We start from the raw sequence: 19,094 nt of genomic DNA, 5'->3' as shown, positions 1-19,094 counted from the left end.
CCGGACCGGTCGGGAGGCACGGCGTCCGCTGCGGCCGGCGCCGGGTCCGCCCAGGCCAGCACCGGCAACGCCGCCCAAGCCAGCACCGGCAACGCCGCCCAGGCCGGCACTGTCGACGCCGGAGCGGCCGGCGGCACGCCGGCGCCCGCTGGCACCGGCACGCCCGGGTCGGCCCCGGCGCGCACGGGCGCAGCGCGCACCGACGACGCACCGGCCCCCGCGACGTCCAGTGCCCCGGCATGGGCACGGACCGCCGCATCCACGGGCGCCACCGCCGCGACGACCCCGCTCGGCGACGGTCTGACCCGCCCCTACGGCGACGTGCCCGGCCCGAACAGCGACGTCCCGGGCCGGTCCGGTGCGGCCCCGGTCCGCCCCACGCTCGGCTCGCCGTCCTCCCGACCGGCTTCCACTCCCGCGACGTCCGCCGACCGCGGGACCGACGACGACGAGACCGACGTCGTCGACGACGCCGCCCGCCCGGGCCAGCGCGACCGCGAGGTGCCGCCGCCCGTCGCACGTCCGACCGCCGCCGAGGCCCACGTCAACCGCCCCGCGGCGACCGTGTCCACGCCGAGCACGAAGTCGGTGTCGACGCGGCTCGACGGCGCTGCGGCTGAACCGGCCGACGCGCACGAGACGGACGAGGCGCCGTACACGCAGCCGATCAGCGCCAACGAGATCCGCCGCCGCTCGTCCGACGACGACGACTGACGCGGCGCACCCGCGCACAGCGCCGACGCAGACCGCACCGACGCGTGAAGGCCGCCACCTCGTGAGGGTGGCGGCCTTCGTCGTCGGTGCCCCCGGCAGGAATCGAACCCGCGACACGGAGGGTAGAAACCACCTGCTCTATCCACTGAGCTACGGAGGCGGACGGCGACGATTCTAGACCGCGGGGCGTGCCAGTCGCTCGACGAACGCGTCGACCTCGTGCTGCGACCGGAGGTGGACGATGCGCAGGTGCGGGGCGGACCCTTCCAGCGCCGGTACCTGCTCCCGCATCGCGTTGCGGGTCGAGATCCCCCACCGCAGGATGTGCCCGCGGTCCGTGAAGAACGTCCACAGCGGCGGCTCGACGTTCCCGTTCCACAGCTCCTCCCGACCGAGTCGCCGTCGGAGGGTCCGCCGCAGCAGTCGCCGGAGCATCACCCGGGTCGGCAGGTCCACCCACACCAGGGTGTCCGCCCGCTCGGCGAGCATCGGCCGGACCGGGCCGTACAGCCACTCGGTGATCCACGAGTCCTCGCGGGTGAAGCGGTCGACGTCCTCGACGAACGTCGGCCGCGGCTCCCACCCGGGCCCGTGGAAGAGGGCGTCGATCTCGGTGTGCCGGATCCCGAGGACCTCCGCGATCCGCCGGGCGGTGGTCGTCTTCCCGACGCCGGACACCCCGGCCACGAGGACCCGACGCGGAGCGGGGTCGAGGAGGTCGTCGACGGAGAGCACCGGACGACACTAGCCGCCCGTCGTGCGCCACCCGGCACTTCCTGTGCACTTCCACTGGTGGCTCCCTCGTGTTCGCCTCCGCGACACCGACTCTCCGTAGCTTCCGGCACATGAGCTCCCTCGGCCGAGTCCTCGCCGTCGTGCCCGCACGTGCCGGCTCGAAGGGCATCCCCGGCAAGAACCTCCGCACCGTCGGTGGTCGGAGCCTCGTCGCGCGCGCCGTCGCGGCCGCGGTCGCCGCACGGTCGATCGACTCCGTGGTGGTGTCGACCGACGGCCCGGACATCGCCGACGAAGCCCGGGCGGCCGGGGCCCGTGTCCTCCACCGTCCCGCTGACCTCGCCGGGGACACGGCGTCGAGCGAGTCGGCGCTGCTGCACGTCCTCGACGTGCTCGAGCAGATCCACGACGAGGTCCCCGAAGTCCTGGTGTTCCTGCAGGCGACCTCACCCTTCACCGACCCGGCGGATCTCGACGCCGCCGTCGACCGGGTCCTGTCCGGCGCCGCGGACTCGGTCTTCGCCGCTGCTCCGTCGCACGCCTTCCTCTGGCGGGTCGACGCGGACGGCCGAGCTGTGGCTGTGAACCACGACGCCGCCGTGCGACCTCGCCGCCAGGACCGCGTACCGGAGTTCCGGGAGACAGGCGCCTTCTACGTCCTCCGGGTCGACGGCCTCCGCCAGCACCGGCACCGTTTCTTCGGCCGGACCGAGCTCGCAGTGGTCGACGCGGCGACGGCCGTGGACATCGACGACGCCACGGACCTGGCGACCGCCGAGGCGCTGAGCCGCGCGCTCCCCGCCACCGGCGCCAGCGCGCTCCCCGCCACCGGCGCCCCGGCCGACCACGCCGCGGAACACCGGTCCCCGACCCCCGTCCCTGCACCGAACGGAGCACCATGACCGTCAGCATCGGCACGTCCACGATCGGCGCGGGCCACCCCGCGTACCTCATCGGCGAGATCGGCCTGAACCACAACGGCGACGTCGACATCGCGAAGCGCCTCATCGACGTCGCGGCGGACACCGGCCTGCAGGCCGTGAAGTTCCAGAAGCGCACGCCCGAGATCTCCACGCCCGAGCACATGAAGCAGATGCCCCGGTCGACGCCGTGGGGCGACATGACGTACCTCGACTACCGCTACCGGGTCGAGTTCGACCGGGAGCAGTACATCGAGATCGGCGACCACGCCACGCTGCGCGGTCTCGACTGGTTCGCGTCGCCGTGGGACGTCCCGTCGGTCGACTTCCTGGAGGACCTGAACGTCGTCGCGTACAAGATCGCGTCGGCGTCCGTGACCGACCTCGAGCTCCTGTCCGCCGTCGCGGCGACGGGCAAGCCGGTCATCCTGTCGACCGGCATGTCCACCCTCGAGCAGATCGACCGGGCCGTCGCCGCGCTCGGCACCGAGCGCCTCGTGCTCATGCACGCCACCTCGACGTACCCGCTGCCCCCGGAGGAGGCGAACCTCCGCATGATCGACACCCTCGCGCAGCGCTACGCGGGCGTGCCGGTCGGGTACTCCGGCCACGAGCCGGGCCTCCAGATCTCGATCGCTGCGGTCGCGCTCGGAGCCACAGCGGTGGAGCGCCACATCACGCTCGACCGCACCATGTGGGGCTCCGACCACGCGGCCTCGCTCGAGCCGCACGGCCTCGCGACGCTCGCCCGTGACGTCCGCATCATCGAGACCGCGCTCGGCGACGGCGTGAAGCGGGTCTTCCCCGGCGAGGAGGCGCCCCTCGCCAAGCTCCGCCGCGTGGTCGCGTGACGACGTCGGCGGACGCCTCGACGGTCGGCCTGGAGGCACGACCCGCCCCCGCGCCGCCGACCCGCGTCCGTCGCGTGGTCGGCCTGGTCGACACCGACTCGTTCGCGAAGTGGGGTGCGCACCTGCTCGCGAGCAGCCCCGAGGGCTGGGACCTCGAACTCGTGACGGTCACGACCCCGAGGTCTGCGAGCACCGGGCAGCTGCGCTCGGCCTTCCGCGGTCTCGACGGCCGGCTGGCCGGCGCCGCCGCCCAGCCGCCGGCCACGACCACGGTGGACGCGATCGTCGACCGGCTCCGTGCCGACCCGCCGGACGCCGTACTCGTCTCGCTCATCGGCCCGGTGGCGGAGCTCGTGATCGACCAGGTCCACCGGCGGGTGCCGAACCGGCCGGTGCTCGTCACGGGACTGCCGGGCATCTCGTTCCCGGCGAAGTGGAAGGGCATCTTCTTCCGCGCCCGCGCCGACCTCTTCGTCCTGCACAGCCACCGCGAGGTCCGTGCGTACGAGGAGCTCTCCCGTGCCGGCGGCCTCGAACCCGCCTTCGCGCTGGCCACCCTCCCCTTCGCGCGGCCGGCGCGCCCCGGACAGGTCCGTCCCACGGCGAACGGGGCGACGCGGGACGCCGTCGTCTTCGCCGCGCAGCCGAGCGTGCCGACAGACCCCGCGGATCGTGCCCGGATCGTGCACTGGCTCGCGGACACCGCCCGGGCGCACCCGGAGTGGCGCGTGGTGATCAAGACACGGGCGGCTGCCGGTGAGCACCAGACGCACCGTGAGCAGTACCCGTACCCGGACCTCGTGCCGTCGGACGCCCCGTCGAACCTCGTCGTGGAGACGGGTCCGATGGCCGAGCACCTCGCGCGCGCCGTGGCACTGGTCACGGTGAGCTCGACGGCCGTCCTCGAAGCGGTGAGCGCGGGCGTGCCGGCCCTCACCCTGACGGACTTCGGGGTCGCGCCGCAGCTCATCAACGAGGTCTTCGTGGGCAGCGGCCTCCCCGGTGACGCGTCGGACCTCGTCGCCGGGCGGTTCCGGACCGTGCGCCCGGAGTGGCTGCGCGACAACTACTTCCACCCAGCTGCGGAGGACGACTGGGCGGCACGGGTGGAGGAGCTCATGCGCCAGCGCGACGCCGGCACCCTGACGGACCGGCCGGCCGCGCGTCGGAGCCGCGGCGGCGCACTGCGACGCGCCTGGGAGCGCAAGACGGCGCTCGGTCGGGACGACCGTTCGGTGCTCGGGCTCGTGGCACTCGTGATCGGGACGCCCGTCCGCCGGGCGAAACAGCTCGTCAGGAAGGTGATGCGTGCCTCCAGGCCGACCCCGCCGACCGCCGGGCTAGAGGGCCTTCGCGACGGCGACCAGCAGTTGGTCGCGCGTCGGGACGCCGGCTGAGCGGAACACCTCGGCACCGTCGTCGCGCCGCACGATGATCGTGGGCGTCGACCGGATGCCGAGGTGTTCGGCGTCGTCGGGGTGGACCGCGACGTCCCGTTCCGCGACCGTCAGGCCGGGCACGAGCGCCGCCGCGTCGGCGGCGACACGTCGGGCTGCGCCGCACGGGGCGCAGAACGCGGAGGTCCAGAGGTCGAGTCGCACGGCGGGGACAACGCCGCGCGTCGCCGGTCTACTCCCGGTCGAACTCGCCGGAGCGGTCACCGCGCTCTTGCAGGTCGTCGACGGGGTCGGAGTCCTGGGGGTCGAAGGTGTACTCGGCCGAGGTCTGGTCGAGCACCTGGCGGGCCTTGGTGAGGCGGTAGGCGAAGGCCGTCTGCAGCCCCTCGACGTCGGCGTACACGGTGATCTCGTCGTCCAGCGCGTCGCTCGTCGCGGTGCGGGTGTCGGTCGTGCCGTCGAACGGGCCGCCGTGGAAGATCGCGGTGTACTCGGCGCCCTCGGAGATCGTGATGTCACTCATGCGTCCCTTCTACCAGGACCCACCTGTTGACTGATCCATAGCAGTGCTATATAGTTCTGCTATGGAAACATCCCGTGAGCAGACGGTCGAGACGCTCCTGGTCTCCGTCAACCGCCTGATCCGCGCCGCGGTCCGCGAGACCGGCAACACGACCTCGCCCGCGGTGTGGCGGACGCTCGGCATCCTCGAGACCGACCAGCCGCTCCGCCTCGGCGAGCTCGCCACCGCGTCCCGGGTCGCCCAGCCCACGATGACGAGACTCGTCGCCAGCATGCTCGACGACGGCCTCGTGTCGCGGACGGTCGACCCCGACGACTCCCGCGGGCAGCTGATCACCATCACCGACGCCGGCCGCGACCGCCTCGTCGCCTGGCGCGCCACGCTCACCCGCACCGTCGGCCCGCTCTTCGCCGACCTCACCGACGACGAGTGGGACGCACTCCACGAAGCCGCCGCCATCATCGCCGCCCGCAGCGCCACCACCACACGAACGGAGATCACCGCGTGAACGCCCACGCCCCCGCCGCCTCCGGCAGCATCCTCAAGCAGTCCTCCGCGGTCTGGGCCATCGCCTTCGCCTGCGTCGTCGCCTTCATGGGCATCGGCCTCGTCGACCCGATCCTCCCCGCGATCGCGTCGTCCCTCAAGGCGACCGCCGCGCAGACGGAGCTGCTCTTCACGAGCTACCTGGCGGTGACCGGCGTCGCGATGTTCTTCACCAGCTGGGTGTCGAGCCGCATCGGACCGAAGAACACGCTGCTCATCGGCCTCGCGCTCATCGTGCTCTTCTCCGTCCTCGCCGCGACCTCGAACAGCGTGTGGAGCATCATCGACTTCCGCGCCGGCTGGGGCCTCGGCAACGCGCTCTTCATCTCCACCGCACTCGCGACCATCGTCGGAGCGGCCTCGGGCGGCACCGCGTCCGCGATCATCCTCTACGAGGCGGCGCTCGGGCTCGGCATCGCGATCGGCCCGCTCGTCGGCGGACTGCTCGGGAACGTGAGCTGGCGAGGACCCTTCTTCGGCGTCACCACCCTCATGGCCATCGCGTTCATCGCGATCGTGACGCTGCTGAAGACCTCCAGGCTCGAGAAGCCCACCCCGACGAAGCTCTCCGCCCCGTTCCGCGCGCTCGGTCGCCCCGCGCTGGCCGCCCTCGCCGTCACCGCGCTGTTCTACAACATCGGCTTCTTCGTCCTGCTGGCGTACACGCCCTTCCCGCTCGGGTTCGGCGCACTCGGCATCGGCTTCACCTTCTTCGGGTGGGGCGTCGGCCTCGCGATCACCTCGGTCTGGGTCGCACCGATGCTCACCGCACGGCTCCGTCGCACCACCGTGCTCAAGATCGCACTCCCCCTGCTCGCGCTCGACCTCTTCGCCGCGGCCGTGGTCGTGTCGTCGCAGGTCGGGCTCATCATCTGCGTCATCGTCGGCGGGCTCGTGCTCGGCGTCCTGCACACGGTGCTCACCGAGTGCGTGATGGAGGCGACCGACCTCCCGCGTTCCGTGGCGTCGAGCGCCTACTCCGCCGTGCGCTTCATCGGGGGCGCGATCGCCCCGCCCGTCGCGACGCTGCTGGCCGACGAGTTCGTACCCTCCGCCGCGTACGTCTTCGCCGGGGCCTCCGTCGCGGTCGCCTTCGTGGTCGTGGTCCTCACGACCCGGGTACTGGCCCGGGTCGACGACGGACCCGAGTCGGCACCGGTCGAAGCCGAGGCCGTCACCGCCGGCGAGATGGTCTGACACACCGCCCCGACCTCCGGCGCGACAACTGCGACGGCCCCGCCACCCCGTGTGGCGGGGCCGTCCGTGCGCGGGAATAGGATCGGGGACATGGCCACTGCGAACGACCGCCTCGTCTGGATCGACTGCGAGATGACCGGGCTCGACCTCGCGGTCGACGAACTCGTCGAGGTGGCCGTGGTGATCACCGACTTCGACCTCGTCCCCGTGCACCCCGGGTTCGACATCGTCATCAAGCCGGACCAGTCCGCGCTCGACAACATGAACGAGTTCGTGACGAACATGCACACGACCTCGGGCCTGCTCGAGGAGATCCCGCACGGCGTGAGCCTGGCGGACGCCGAGTACCAGGTGCTCGAGTACATCCTCGCCCACGTCCCGAGCGAGGGGTCCGCTCCCCTGGCCGGCAACACGATCGGCACCGACCGCGCCTTCCTCGCGAAGTACATGCCGCGGGTCGACAACCACCTCCACTACCGCAGCGTCGACGTGTCGAGCATCAAGGAGCTCTGCCGGCGCTGGTTCCCGCGTGTGTACTTCAACGAGCCGGAGAAGCACGGCGGCCACCGCGCCCTCGCCGACATCCTCGAGTCGATCCGCGAACTCGAGTACTACCGCCGCGCCGGGTTCGTCGCCGAACCGGGGCCCTCGACCGAGGACGTCCGTGCCGTCCAGGCCGAGGTCGTGGCGACGTGGGAACCCCGGCTCGCCCAGTCCGCCGAGTGACGACACGCGTGGTCGGACCGGGGCCGCGCATGTACTACTATTGAGTGGTCGCGCTGGTCAGCCGGTGTGGACGTGGTGGGTATAGCTCAGTTGGTAGAGCGCCTGGTTGTGGTCTAGGAGGTCGCGGGTTCGAGACCCGTTACTCACCCCACGTGGAAGAGCCCCGGTCGTGTGACCGGGGCTCTTCGCATCTCCGGGGCCACCGCCCGACCCCGGTGTGGGACCATCGACCCCGTGATGGAGATGTCCCCCGATGACTTCGAGCAGCTCGTCAGCGACGAGCTCGACCGCCTGCCGGACGACATGCTCGACGGCCTCGACAACGTGGCCTTCGTCGTCGAGGACGCCCCCGAAGACGGCTCCGACCTGTTCGGCGTCTACGACGGGGTCGCCGCGACCGAGCGGGGACAGTACGGCTTCGGCGAGCTCCCGGACCGCATCGTCGTGTTCCGGGAGGCGCACCTCGCGGAGTGCGACACCGTGGAGGAGCTCCGCGACGAGGTGCACACGACCCTCGTGCACGAGATCGGCCACTACTACGGCATCGACGACGAGCGGCTGCACGAACTCGGCTGGGCCTGACCGCCCCGAACTGCTCAGGTCCGGACGGTCACGTCCGCCAGCGCGGCCGGGTCCTCGGCGGCGATGAACGCGATCTCCTGCGCCGCCCACCGCTCCCACTCCTGCTCGAACACCGCGCCGTCGCGCCCGATCGCCCGGCGTCGCCGCTCGTCGTCGTCCGCCTCGAGCCAGACGCGCAGGGTCGCCATCGGCGCCGACGCCCGGGAGAGCGCTCCGCACCCCTCGACCACGATCGGCAGGTCCGGGTGCAGCGACACCCACCCCGCGGGCTCCGAGGCCTCCCAGTCCCAGCGCCGGTAGCCGGACGGCGCTCCCAGGACGTCCCGCACGACGGCGTCCGCCGCGTCCCGGAGTCCGTCCCACCCCGGGTAGAGGTCGTCGAGGTGGACGAGCTGCGCGCCGAGCTGCTCGGCGAGGGCACCGCCGAGCGTCGTCTTCCCGGTGCCGGACCGCCCGTCGACCAGCACCACGAGCCGCGCCTCCGGCCGAGCCACGGCCCGGGCACGAGCAGCGAGTGCCGCCACAGGACCCGCACCCGCGTCCTCACCCGCGATCGGAGCCGGCGCTGCGGACGCACCCCGCGCCTCCCGGCCGTCGCCCTCAGACACGCCACGTCCCCGCCGCGACCGACACCGCGATGGCGACCACGCCGATGCCGGCGAGCACCCCGACCATCGCCCACTCGGGGCCGGCGAAGCGGGCCGGACGCGCCCAGGTGCGGCGACCGGGCGCCCCGAACCCCCGCGACTCCATCGCCACCGCCAGCGTCGTCGCACGCCGGAGCGCGAGCACGAGCAGGGAGAACGCCATCGACGCGCCACGACGGATCCGACCCGTGTCGGCGAGCCCGCGCGCCCGCCGCGCCATCGCGAGCTGCCGCCAGTCGTCGCCGAGGAGCGTCATCATCCGCACCGCCGCGAGCGCGCCGAGCACGAACCGGGCCGGCAGCCGCAGCACCTGGGCGAGGCCGTCCGCGAGGTCGGTCGGGTCCGCCCGGACGAAGAGCACAATGCCGGGCAGCCCGATCGCGAGCACACGCAGCCCGGTGGCGACCGCGAGCACCAGGGAGCCGTCGGTGACGTGCGCGAAGCCGAGGTCGAACCACTCGCGGCCGGACGGCCGCCCGTACAGTGCGATGCTCAGCGTCGTGACGGGGACGGCGACGAGCACCGGGGCGGTCCGCAGCAGCACCGTGCGCACCGGGATGCGCAGCACCGGCAGCAGCGCGACCTCGAGGCCGAGGGCGACGGCCGCGGACACGACGTCGAGGCTCAGCACGAGGCACACCCCGAGGGCGAGCACGCCGAGGAGCGCGGCGACGGGCTGCACACCGCGGAGGCCGCGGGGGGCGGGCGGCGGCAGGTGACGGCCGGGAGGCGCGGGTGGCGTCCGCCGCGCGTCCGCGGCCGCCGGGGCGGTCACCGCGCACCCCCGATGGGCGCCGGGGCTGCGCCCGTCGCGGTGAGCACGACCTCGTCGGCGTCGAGCGCCCGGACGAGGTCACGGTCGTGGGTGATCGCGACGATCGCGGTCCCGGCGTCGGCGAGCGCGCCGAGGTGCCGCACGACCGACTCCCACGTCGCGCGGTCCTGACCGGACGTGGGCTCGTCGAGCACGACGACCGGCGGGCGGGCCGCGACCACGGCGGCGATCGCGAGGCGTCGCTGCTCCCCGCCGGACAGCGTGAACGGGTCGGCGTCCGCGAGTGGTGCGAGCCGGAACGCGTCGAGCAGTTCCCCGACCCGCCCGTCGACGTCGTCCTGTCCGAGCGCGCGGGGTCCGGCGGCGAGCTCGTCGCGGACCGTGCGGGCGACGAACTGGTGCTCGGGGTCCTGGAAGACCGTGCCGACCCGGGCGGCGAGGGCGCGGCTCGTCCAGGCGTGCGGGCTCGGTCCCGCCTGCCCGGCGAGTGCCGGTGTGGCGCGGAGGACCCCGTCGGCGGGCCGGAGCAGGCCGGCGAGGGTGAGGCCGAGCGTGGACTTCCCGACGCCGTTCGGACCGGTCACGGCGGTGACGCTCCCGCCCCGGACGGCGAGGTCGATGCCGGTGCCGACACGGCGACCACCGCGTCCGCGGCCACGGGCGGTGCCGAGCCCGACGGCCTCGAGCAGCACGGTCCGGGGCAGCACGGGGTCGAGCCGCACGATGTCGTCGGGCGAGTCGCGGCCGGTCCGGGCGCTCCCCCGCGCGGGCTCGGCGCCGGGGACCCAGACGCCGGCCGCCGTCAGGGCATCGCCGTGCTCGGCGAGCACCGCGGCGGGGGCACCGTCCGCGACGACCCCGCCCCCGGGTTCGAGCAGCACGAGCCGGTCCACGAGGTCGAGCCACGTGCCGATGCGGTGCTCGACGACGAGCAGCGTGGCACCGGTCGCCTCGAGCAGGGCATGGACGGCGTCGTGGACCTGCTCGACGCCGGCCGGGTCGAGGTTGGCGCAGGGCTCGTCGAGCACGAGTGCTCCGGGGCGCATCGCGAGCACGCCGGCGAGCGCCAGCCGCTGTCGCTGGCCGCCGGAGAGCTCGGCCGTCGACCGGTCGAGCGGGAGGTCGAGGCCGACGACCTCGAGTGCTGATCGCACCCGCTCCCAGGTCTCGTCGCGCGGGACGCCGGTGTTCTCGCAGCCGAAGGCCACGTCGTCGCCGATGCGCGACATCACCGTGTGCGCCTCGGGGTCCTGCATGACGAGGCCGACCCGGCCGCGGGCGTCGCGGGGGTCGGCGCCGTCGACGAGCAGGGTGCCCTCGACCTCGGCGGCGGTGTCGTCGGTCGCGTCGGGTTCGTCGGGCAGTACGGCGGCGACGGCTCGGAGCAGCGTCGACTTGCCGGCGCCGGACGGCCCGACGACCGCGACCCGTTCGCCGGGCTCGACGACGAGGTCGACGCCACGGACGGCCCACTCGGATCGTTCCGGGTACCGCCAGCCCCAGCCCGCGAACGCGATGCGGGCGGAGCCGGTCACGCGCGGGCGCGCCGGCTGTGCTCGCGTCCGGCGGCGAACGACGACAGCACGCCGGTCCGGGCGAGCGCCCGGACGAGGAACCAGGAGCCGACGCCGGCGATCAGCGCACCGGAGACGACGGCGCAGACGATGTAGACCACCTTGAACGCCGTGGCGTAGCCGGGGTACCAGAGGATCGAGTCGTTGATGCCGAGCGCGAGACCGGCGGCCGCACCGGCGAGCGCGACGACGGGCAGCCGGTACACGCGGTAGAGGAAGAGCGCGAGGACGACCTCGGCGCCGAGCCCCTGCACGAGGCCGGCCTCGAGGGTGCCCCAGCCCCACTGGGTGCCGAGGAGCGCCTCGACGGACGCGGCGACGATCTCCCCGTAGAGCGCGGCGCCGGGCTTCCGGACGACGATCGCCACGACCGGTCCGGCGAGCAGCCAGACGCCGCCGATGAGCGACTGCGCGCCGGGGAGCACGAGCCCGAGTGCGACGCTGATCGGTTCGTAGCCGAGGTCCCAGAGCTTGAAGACGACGCCGAGCGCGACGGCGAGGACGCTCGCGACGACGATGTCGACGACCCGCCAACGCAGGGAGCGCCTGGGGGCCGGCAGCGTCGACGTGACGGAGGGGACGGTTGACTGGGTGCGCGAAGGCATGGTGGTGACTCCTCCCTGCGCCGGCATGATCCGGATCAGGTTCGACGGTCGGAGCGCCGTTCGCTCCCTCTCAGCCCGGTGATCGGACTCCCGTGTGTGTGCCAGCAGTGTACTGCCCGCGGCGGGTCACCCGCGCGCGGTGCGCGCGTGAGAGCCGGGAGGCGCGTGGCGGGGCCGCCACGCGCCTCCCGGCAGTCGTCCGCTACTTCTTGAGGACGCGCACCAGCTTGCGGAGGACCGTGCCGGTCACCCAGATCACGGGGATGCTCACCGCGAGCAGGGAGACGAGGTTCGGCTCGAACTCGAGGTCCTTGCCGGGACGCCGCACGTAGGCGCCGACCGGGATCGACGTGCCGCCGCCACCGCCGCCGCCGCCGTTCTCGTCGTCCCCGCCGCCGCCGAAGCCGAACCAGGCGATGGAGACCGGGATGAGCGTCTGGTCGCCGACCTCGACGGGCTCCCCGTAGTTCGTGCTGACCCCGACGGGACGCACCTTGTCTGCGATCTGACTCACGATGTTGGCCATGCGCGCGAGGCTACTCGGCGGTTCCTCCACAGGTCGGCGATCCGACTCGGTCGTGCACGGCTGGTGCTTGTCTGCGGACGTGGGCAGGCCACGCCGATATGTTGGCGCCACCCACACCTGGAGGACCGTTTGCACACCTGGCCCGGCAACCCGTACCCGCTCGGCGCGACATACGACGGCAGTGGCACGAACTTCGCGCTGTTCAGCGAGACCGCGGAACGCGTCGAACTCTGCCTGTTCGACGACGACGGCAACGAGGAGTGCGTCGACCTCGTCGAGGTGGACGCCTACGTGTGGCACGCCTACTTGCCGAACGTCGGCCCGGGGCAGGAGTACGGCTTCCGCGTGCACGGGGCGTACGACCCGGCGAACGGCCAGCGGTCGAACCCGAAGAAGCTCCTGCTCGACCCGTACGCCAAGGCGACGAGCGGCGACATCGACTGGGACCAGGCGCTGTTCTCGTACACGTTCGGCGACCCGGACTCCACCGACGACCAGGACTCCGCGCCGCACATGATGAAGGGCGTGGTGATCAACCCGTTCTTCGACTGGCAGGGCGACCGCGCACCGCGCGTCCCCTACGGCGAGACGGTGATCTACGAGGCGCACGTCAAGGGCCTCACCCAGACCCACCCGGACGTCCCGGAGGAGCAGCGCGGGACCTACGCCGGCGTCGCGCACCCGGCCGTCATCGAACACCTGAAGCGGCTCGGCGTGACGACGCTCGAACTCATGCCGGTGCACCAGTTCGTGAACGACTCGACCCTGCAGGAGAAGGGCCTGTCGAACTACTGGGGCTACAACACGATCGGGTTCTTCGCGCCGCACTCGCACTACTCGGCCTCGGGTGACCGCGGTCAGCAGGTGCAGGAGTTCAAGGCGATGGTCCGAGAACTGCACCGCGCCGGGATCGAGGTCGTCCTCGACGTCGTCTACAACCACACCGCCGAGGGCAACCACCTCGGTCCGACGCTGTCCTTCCGCGGGATCGACAACGCGGCGTACTACCGCCTGGTCGAGGACGACAAGCGGTACTACATGGACACCACCGGCACGGGCAACTCCCTCAACGTCGGCCACCCGCACTCGCTGCAGCTCATCATGGACTCGCTGCGGTACTGGGTGACCGAGATGCACGTCGACGGGTTCCGCTTCGACCTCGCGGCCGCGCTGGCCCGCGAGTTCTACGAGGTGGACCGGCTCGCGGCGTTCTTCGAACTGGTCCAGCAGGACCCGATCGTGTCCCAGGTGAAGCTCATCGCGGAACCGTGGGACGTCGGCCCCGGCGGCTACCAGGTCGGCAACTTCCCGCCGCAGTGGTCGGAGTGGAACGGCAAGTACCGCGACACCGTCCGCGACTTCTGGCGCGGCGAGCCGTCGACGCTCGGCGAGTTCGCGTCCCGCATCTCCGGGTCGGCGGACCTCTACGAGCACGACGGTCGCACGCCCAAGGCGAGCATCAACTTCATCACCGCGCACGACGGCTTCACGCTGTACGACCTCGTCGCCTACAACGAGAAGCACAACGAGGCGAACGGCGAGGACAACAACGACGGCGAGAGCCACAACCGGTCGTGGAACTCCGGTGTCGAGGGGCCGACCGACGACCCGGAGATCACCGCACTGCGGCTCCAGCGGCGCCGCAACTTCCTCGCGACGCTCCTGCTCAGCCAGGGCGTGCCGATGATCGCGCACGGCGACGAGCTCGGCCGCACGCAGTCCGGCAACAACAACGTGTACGCGCAGGACTCGGCGATCAGCTGGATCGACTGGGAGCACGCCGACGACGAGCTCGTGCAGTTCACCGCCGACGTGGTGAAGCTCCGGCACGACCACCCGACCTTCCGCCGTACGCGCTACTTCAACGGGCGCCCGGTCCGTCGTGGCGAGGGCGAACCGCTCCCCGACGTCGTGTGGCTCACTCCCTCGGGCGAGGCCATGGACCCGGAGGACTGGGACTCCGGCTTCGGCAAGAGCGTCGGCATGTACCTCAACGGCGACGGGATCCGCGGGCGCGACGCCCGCGGGGAGCGGGTGAGCGACGTCGCGTTCATCACCTACTTCAACGCGCACGACGGCGTCGTCTCGTTCACGCTGCCGCCCGAGGAGTACGCGCCGGGCTGGACGGTCCGCATCGACACCGCCGACCCCGGTGCCCGCGAGGAGGTCCTCGACGCCGGCTCGGTGCTCGACGTCCCCGCTCGGTCGAAGATCGTCCTCCGCGAAGAACCCGACCACGAGGTCCGCACCACCCCGGTCGACGTGACCGCCGTGCAGCCGACCACCACAGCCACGCAGGACGCCGTGACCCCGGCGAACCCTGCCGGCGCACCCGCGCCGTCCGACGGAGGAACCCGATGAACGCCCGACGCGTCCCCACCTCGACCTACCGGCTGCAGATCACGCCGGACTTCGACCTCACCGCGGCGGAGGGCATCGTCGACTACGTGCACGACCTCGGCGCCGATTGGCTCTACCTGTCGCCGGTGCTCCAGGCGGAGCCGGGCTCGCAGCACGGCTACGACGTGGTCGACCACACCCGCGTCGACGTCGACCGCGGCGGGGACGACGCCTTCCGCGCCCTGGCCGAGGCAGCGCACGCCGCCGGTCTCGGGGTGCTCGTCGACGTCGTCCCGAACCACGTCGGTGTCGCCACCCCCGAGGCGAACCCGTGGTGGTGGTCGCTCCTCGAACAGGGGCAGGGATCGCCGGTCGCGTGGGCGTTCGACGTCGACTGGGACGCCGCCGACGGCCGCATCCGCATCCCGGTGCTCGACGCCCGCCTGCTCGACGCGGTGGAGCTCCGCGGCGACCGGCTGTACGTCGGCGAGACCGCGTACCCGACCGCACCGGGCACGGTCCACGACGGCGACTCGGTGGCCGACGTGCACGCCCGGCAGCACTACGAGTTCGTGCACTGGAAGCGTGCCGACCACGACCTGAACTACCGCCGCTTCTTCGCGGTGAACACGCTCGCGGCGATCCGCGTCGAGGAGCCCGAGGTGTTCTCGGCGTCGCACGGGGTGATCGGCGGGTGGTTCCGCGACGGCCTCGTGGACGGACTCCGCATCGACCACCCGGACGGCCTGTACGACCCCGCGGGCTACCTCGACGACCTCGCGCGGCTCACCGGCGGCGCCTACACGCTCGTCGAGAAGATCCTCGAGCCCGGCGAAGAGCTCCCGGCGTCGTGGCCGGTCGACGGCACGACGGGCTACGACGCGCTCGGCGTGCTCGACCGCCTCTTCGTCGATCCCGCAGGTGCCGAGGCACTGGCGGCGGCGTCGGGTGCGGAGCCCGCGGACTGGCAGCAGCTGACACACGACACCCGCCGCGGCATCGCGGACGGCATCCTCGGCAGCGAGGTCCGGCGGCTCGCCCGACTCCTCACCCCGTCCACCGACGGGATCCCCGAGGACCGCGTGGTGGACGCCCTGGCCGAGGTCATCGCGTCCTTCGAGGTGTACCGGACCTACCTGCCCGAGGGTGCACACCACCTCATCGACGCACTCGAGCGGGCGGCCGGGTCCCGGCCCGACCTCGCCGACGTCGTCGACCGGATCGCGCCGAGCCTGGTCGACCCGGTTTCGGCGGCGGCACTCCGGCTGCAGCAGACGTCGGGCATGGTGATGGCGAAGGGTGTCGAGGACACGGCGTTCTACCGGACCTCGCGGCTGACGAGCCTGACCGAGGTCGGCGGCGACCCGAGCGTGTTCTCGCTGTCCGTGACGGCGTTCCACCAGGCACAGCGCGACCGGCTCGGCAGCTGGCCGCACACCATGACCGCGCTCACCACGCACGACACCAAGCGCAGCGAGGACACCCGGGCCCGCATCGCCGTGCTCGCCGAGATCGCCGACGAGTGGTCCTCGACCCTCGAACGCCTGCAGTCGCTCGCCCCGCTCGAGGACGCGGTCCTCGCCGACCTGCTGTGGCAGGCGATCGTCGGCGCCCGCCCGGCCAGCCGGGAGCGTCTGCACGCCTACGCCGAGAAGGCCTCCCGCGAGGCGGGCGACAGCACCACGTGGACGCAACCGGACGAGGACTTCGAGCAGCGCATGCACGCCCTGGTCGACGCGGCGTTCGACGACCCGGCGGTGGTCGCGGTCCTCGACGCCCTCGACGAGCGGATCGACGCCGCCGGCTGGTCGAACGGCCTCGGCGCGAAGCTCGTCCAGCTGACGGCGCCGGGTGTCCCCGACGTCTACCAGGGCACCGAGGCCTGGGACCGGTCGCTCGTCGACCCCGACAACCGACGTCCGGTCGACCACGCCGAGCTGCGACACGTGCTCGCGACCCTCGACGGGCCCGAGGAAGCCGGCCCGGAACGACTCCCCGCCGTCGGGCTCGACGGTGCGGCGAAGGTCCTCGTCACCAGCCGGGCACTGCGGCTGCGGCGCGACCACCCGGAGCTCTTCACGCGGTACCTCGGGCTCGAGGCCAGCGGCATCGCGGCGGACCACGTCGTCGCCTTCGACCGCGGCGGCGCCGTGACCATCGCGACCCGCCTGCCGATCGGCCTCGAGCGGGTCGGCGGTTGGGGCGACACGCTCGTGCACGCGGCTCCGGTCGAGCGGGTGGACCTCCTGACCGGGCGGCGCGTCCCGGCGTCCCGGGGCATCCCCCTCGCCGAGGTGCTCGCCGACTACCCCGTCGCCCTCCTCGTGCCGGCCTCCGTCGCCGACGCGACCGAGCGCGAGTCCGCCGGAGCCGACACCGCGGGCTCGACCCGCAACGGCTCCCCCACCACGTCCGGTGGCACGACCGCCGACGAAGCCGAGTCCGAGGCGCAGGCCGAGGTCGAGATCCTGGAAGGCCACGCATGACCGTCCCCGCCCGATACGCCGTCTGGGCGCCGGACCCCGACCGGGTCCGGCTCGTCGTCGACGACGTCGAGTACCCGCTGACCCGTGGCGCCGACGACTGGTGGACCACCGACGCGGTGCTCCCCCACGTCGGAGCCCGCTACGGCTTCCGCATCGACGACGACGACGCGGTCCGCCCCGACCCGCGCAGCCGCTTCCAGCCGGAGGGCGTCCACGGTCCGTCCGAGGTCGTCGACCCGGAGCGCTTCGCGTGGACGGACGACGCCTGGACCGGTCGGCCTGCACGCGGAGGCGTCATCTACGAGATGCACGTCGGCACCTTCACGCCGGAGGGCACCCTCGACGCCGCGGCCGACCGGCTCGAGCACCTCGTCGAGCTCGGCGTGTCGTTCGTCGAGGTCCTCCCGGTCAACGGGTTCAACGGCGAGTGGAACTGGGGCTACGACGGTGTCGCCTGGTACGCGGTGCAGCACACGTACGGCGGACCGGACGCCTACGACCGCTTCGTCGACCGGGCCCACGCGCTCGGCCTCGGCGTGATCCAGGACGTCGTCTACAACCACCTCGGGCCGAGCGGCAACTACCTGCCCCTCTACGGGCCGTACCTGCTGCAGGGGCTCGGCAACACCTGGGGCGACTCGGTGAACGTCGAGCACCCGGAGGTCCGCCGCTACGTGCTCGACAACGTCCGCATGTGGTTCCGCGACCACCACGTCGACGGGCTCCGGCTCGACGCCGTGCACGCGATCCGCGACACGACGAGGCCGCACGTCCTCGCCGCCATGGCCGAGGAGACGGACGCCTACTCCTCGTTCGTCGGTCGGCCGCTGTCGCTCATCGCCGAGTCGGACCTCAACGACCCGATCATGTTCCGGCCGCGCGAAGCCGCCGGGTACGGTCTCGCCGGGCAGTGGTCGGACGACTTCCACCACGCCGTCCACGTGGCCCTGACCGGTGAGACGAACGGCTACTACGGCGACTTCGCCCCGCTGTCGGCGCTCGCGAAGGTGCTCGACCACGGCTTCTTCCACGACGGCACGTGGTCGTCGTTCCGGAAGAAGCGCCACGGGCGGCCGATCGACCGCGGGACGTCCCCCACGACCGCGCTCGTCGTCGCGAACCAGAACCACGACCAGATCGGCAACCGCGCCGCCGGCGACCGCCTGGCGGCCACCCTCGACGACGAGTCGCTCGTCATCGCGGCCGCGTTGACGCTGCTCGGCCCGTTCACCCCGATGCTCTTCATGGGCGAGGAGTTCGCGGCCGCGACGCCGTGGCAGTTCTTCACGTCGCACCCTGAACCCGAGCTCGGCAAGGTCACCGCCGAGGGTCGGATCAAGGAGTTCGCGGAGCACGGCTGGGACGAGTCGATCGTGCCCGACCCGCAGGACCCCGAGACGTTCCGGCGGTCGAAGCTCGACTGGTCGTCGCTCGACGGTGAGCGGGAGTCGCGGATCCTCACGGCCTACCGGGTGCTCGTCGCGCTCCGCCGCACGGAGCAGGCCTTCGTCGACCACCGGTACGAGGCGAACGAGGTGCACCTCAGCGAGGACCGACGGTGGCTCGTGCTGTCGCGCGGGCTGCTCGGTCCGGACGCGGCGCCGGTGCACGTCGTGGTGAACTTCGCCGACGACGTCGCCGAGGTGCCCGTGCCGACGGCGCAGGGCGAGGAGCTCTACCGCTTCGGCGAGGCCACCGTCGAGCGGGGCGGTGTCCGCTTCACCGGACGGGGCGTGGTCGTGGTCCGCTGATCCCGGACAGCCCGGACAGCCCGGACAGCCCGGACACGCCACGGGCCCGACCTCGGAAGAGGTCGGGCCCGTGGCGTGTCCGGGGACGGTCAGCAGGGGTGGTCAGGCCGCGCGCCCCTCGACCACGTGGGCGTTGCGGCGGACGGAGGGCAGGCGGTGGTGGTCGCGGACCAGGGACCGGGCCTCGCGCAGGCGGCGG

At 72.7% G+C, this 19,094-nt stretch carries 18 protein-coding genes, 2 tRNA genes, 1 pseudogene and 1 riboswitch; of the genes and pseudogenes, 12 read left to right on the top strand and 9 right to left on the bottom strand.

Annotated elements, in window-relative coordinates:
• Positions 1-714, top strand: a pseudogene (locus tag IEY20_RS16965) (hypothetical protein); the annotation flags it as partial.
• An 87-nt stretch (positions 715-801) separates the two neighbouring features.
• Here the strand turns inward: IEY20_RS16965 and IEY20_RS14660 are convergent.
• Together IEY20_RS14660 and IEY20_RS14655 are read right to left on the bottom strand one after the other, a co-directional pair.
• A tRNA-Arg gene (locus IEY20_RS14660) sits at positions 802-874 on the bottom strand.
• A gap of 14 nt (positions 875-888) precedes the next feature.
• Positions 889-1,449 (bottom strand): P-loop NTPase family protein, encoded by a 561-nt coding sequence (locus tag IEY20_RS14655; RefSeq protein WP_229728083.1) that lies wholly within the window; start codon positions 1,447-1,449, stop codon positions 889-891.
• 110 nt (positions 1,450-1,559) lie between these two features.
• On the opposite strand from IEY20_RS14655, the gene IEY20_RS14650 reads away from it, so the two are divergent.
• The 3 genes from IEY20_RS14650 to IEY20_RS14640 are packed head-to-tail and all read left to right on the top strand — an operon-like array spanning position 1,560 to position 4,617.
• On the top strand, positions 1,560-2,351 hold the full coding sequence (locus IEY20_RS14650) for an acylneuraminate cytidylyltransferase family protein (RefSeq protein WP_175327457.1): 792 nt from the start codon (positions 1,560-1,562) through the stop codon (positions 2,349-2,351).
• Positions 2,348-3,220, top strand: coding sequence for an N-acetylneuraminate synthase family protein (locus tag IEY20_RS14645; protein WP_175327458.1), 873 nt, complete (start codon positions 2,348-2,350; stop codon positions 3,218-3,220). Before IEY20_RS14650 ends, IEY20_RS14645 begins: the two co-directional genes overlap by 4 nt.
• The gene (locus IEY20_RS14640) at positions 3,217-4,617 is read left to right on the top strand and encodes a DUF6716 putative glycosyltransferase (protein ID WP_175327459.1); all 1,401 of its coding nucleotides are present in this window, start codon (positions 3,217-3,219) and stop codon (positions 4,615-4,617) included. The genes IEY20_RS14645 and IEY20_RS14640 overlap by 4 nt, the downstream gene beginning before the upstream one ends.
• On the opposite strand, the gene IEY20_RS14635 is transcribed toward IEY20_RS14640, so the two are convergent.
• Together IEY20_RS14635 and IEY20_RS14630 are read right to left on the bottom strand one after the other, a co-directional pair.
• Entirely contained in the window at positions 4,561-4,821 is a 261-nt protein-coding gene (locus tag IEY20_RS14635; RefSeq protein WP_022903706.1) for a thioredoxin domain-containing protein, read from the bottom strand. The two genes, IEY20_RS14640 and IEY20_RS14635, sit on opposite strands and share 57 nt — an antisense overlap.
• Before the next feature lie 28 nt (positions 4,822-4,849).
• The gene (locus IEY20_RS14630) at positions 4,850-5,140 is read right to left on the bottom strand and encodes a hypothetical protein (protein ID WP_022903705.1); all 291 of its coding nucleotides are present in this window, start codon (positions 5,138-5,140) and stop codon (positions 4,850-4,852) included.
• A gap of 61 nt (positions 5,141-5,201) precedes the next feature.
• On the opposite strand from IEY20_RS14630, the gene IEY20_RS14625 reads away from it, so the two are divergent.
• The 5 genes from IEY20_RS14625 to IEY20_RS14605 all read left to right on the top strand — a co-directional run bounded on the left by IEY20_RS14625 (position 5,202) and on the right by IEY20_RS14605 (position 8,191).
• Positions 5,202-5,648: a MarR family winged helix-turn-helix transcriptional regulator gene (locus IEY20_RS14625; protein WP_022903704.1), complete on the top strand. Its 447-nt coding sequence runs from the start codon at positions 5,202-5,204 to the stop codon at positions 5,646-5,648.
• The gene (locus IEY20_RS14620; protein ID WP_188889268.1) at positions 5,645-6,883 is read left to right on the top strand and encodes an MFS transporter; all 1,239 of its coding nucleotides are present in this window, start codon (positions 5,645-5,647) and stop codon (positions 6,881-6,883) included. Before IEY20_RS14625 ends, IEY20_RS14620 begins: the two co-directional genes overlap by 4 nt.
• 90 nt (positions 6,884-6,973) lie before the next feature.
• Complete coding sequence (gene orn / locus IEY20_RS14615; RefSeq protein WP_175327461.1) at positions 6,974-7,609, top strand: oligoribonuclease; 636 nt, start codon at positions 6,974-6,976, stop codon at positions 7,607-7,609.
• Positions 7,610-7,684: 75 nt separating this feature from the next.
• Positions 7,685-7,760, top strand: a tRNA-His gene (locus IEY20_RS14610).
• Positions 7,761-7,846: 86 nt separating this feature from the next.
• The gene (locus tag IEY20_RS14605) at positions 7,847-8,191 is read left to right on the top strand and encodes a metallopeptidase family protein (RefSeq protein ID WP_175327473.1); all 345 of its coding nucleotides are present in this window, start codon (positions 7,847-7,849) and stop codon (positions 8,189-8,191) included.
• 14 nt (positions 8,192-8,205) lie between these two features.
• Here IEY20_RS14605 and IEY20_RS14600 read toward each other — a convergent pair whose 3' ends face one another.
• The 5 genes from IEY20_RS14600 to IEY20_RS14580 all read right to left on the bottom strand — a co-directional run bounded on the left by IEY20_RS14600 (position 8,206) and on the right by IEY20_RS14580 (position 12,318).
• Positions 8,206-8,685, bottom strand: coding sequence for a nucleoside/nucleotide kinase family protein (locus tag IEY20_RS14600; RefSeq protein WP_175327474.1), 480 nt, complete (start codon positions 8,683-8,685; stop codon positions 8,206-8,208).
• 106 nt (positions 8,686-8,791) lie between these two features.
• A complete protein-coding gene (locus tag IEY20_RS14595) occupies positions 8,792-9,520 on the bottom strand; it encodes an energy-coupling factor transporter transmembrane component T family protein (protein ID WP_229728079.1) in 729 nt (242 codons plus the stop codon).
• Positions 9,521-9,609: 89 nt separating this feature from the next.
• Positions 9,610-11,148, bottom strand: a complete 1,539-nt coding sequence (locus IEY20_RS14590) for an ABC transporter ATP-binding protein (protein ID WP_188889266.1) — start codon at positions 11,146-11,148, stop codon at positions 9,610-9,612.
• Positions 11,145-11,792, bottom strand: a complete 648-nt coding sequence (locus tag IEY20_RS14585) for an ECF transporter S component (RefSeq protein ID WP_188889259.1) — start codon at positions 11,790-11,792, stop codon at positions 11,145-11,147. Before IEY20_RS14585 ends, IEY20_RS14590 begins: the two co-directional genes overlap by 4 nt.
• Positions 11,787-11,896, bottom strand: a riboswitch (TPP riboswitch). It overlaps the preceding gene by 6 nt.
• Positions 11,897-11,994: 98 nt before the next feature.
• Positions 11,995-12,318, bottom strand: coding sequence for a hypothetical protein (locus IEY20_RS14580; RefSeq protein ID WP_022902415.1), 324 nt, complete (start codon positions 12,316-12,318; stop codon positions 11,995-11,997).
• Between the two features lie 129 nt (positions 12,319-12,447).
• Between IEY20_RS14580 and glgX the strand changes: the two genes are divergently transcribed.
• From glgX to treZ, 3 genes are read left to right on the top strand one after another with little or no spacing between them, the layout of a single operon-like run.
• A complete protein-coding gene (gene glgX / locus IEY20_RS14575; RefSeq protein ID WP_175327463.1) occupies positions 12,448-14,679 on the top strand; it encodes a glycogen debranching protein GlgX in 2,232 nt (743 codons plus the stop codon).
• The gene (gene treY, locus IEY20_RS14570; RefSeq protein WP_175327464.1) at positions 14,676-17,144 is read left to right on the top strand and encodes a malto-oligosyltrehalose synthase; all 2,469 of its coding nucleotides are present in this window, start codon (positions 14,676-14,678) and stop codon (positions 17,142-17,144) included. The genes glgX and treY overlap by 4 nt, the downstream gene beginning before the upstream one ends.
• Positions 17,141-18,895 carry a malto-oligosyltrehalose trehalohydrolase gene (treZ, locus tag IEY20_RS14565; protein WP_175327465.1) on the top strand — a complete coding sequence of 585 codons (1,755 nt, stop codon included), beginning with the start codon at positions 17,141-17,143 and terminating at the stop codon, positions 18,893-18,895. Before treY ends, treZ begins: the two co-directional genes overlap by 4 nt.
• Positions 18,896-19,094 lie beyond the last annotated feature (199 nt).

This window comes from Curtobacterium luteum (assembly GCF_014646995.1).
Taxonomy (GTDB): domain Bacteria; phylum Actinomycetota; class Actinomycetes; order Actinomycetales; family Microbacteriaceae; genus Curtobacterium; species Curtobacterium luteum.
Note: the sequence above shows the minus strand (reverse complement) of the source record. Positions and strands in the feature narration are given on the sequence as shown.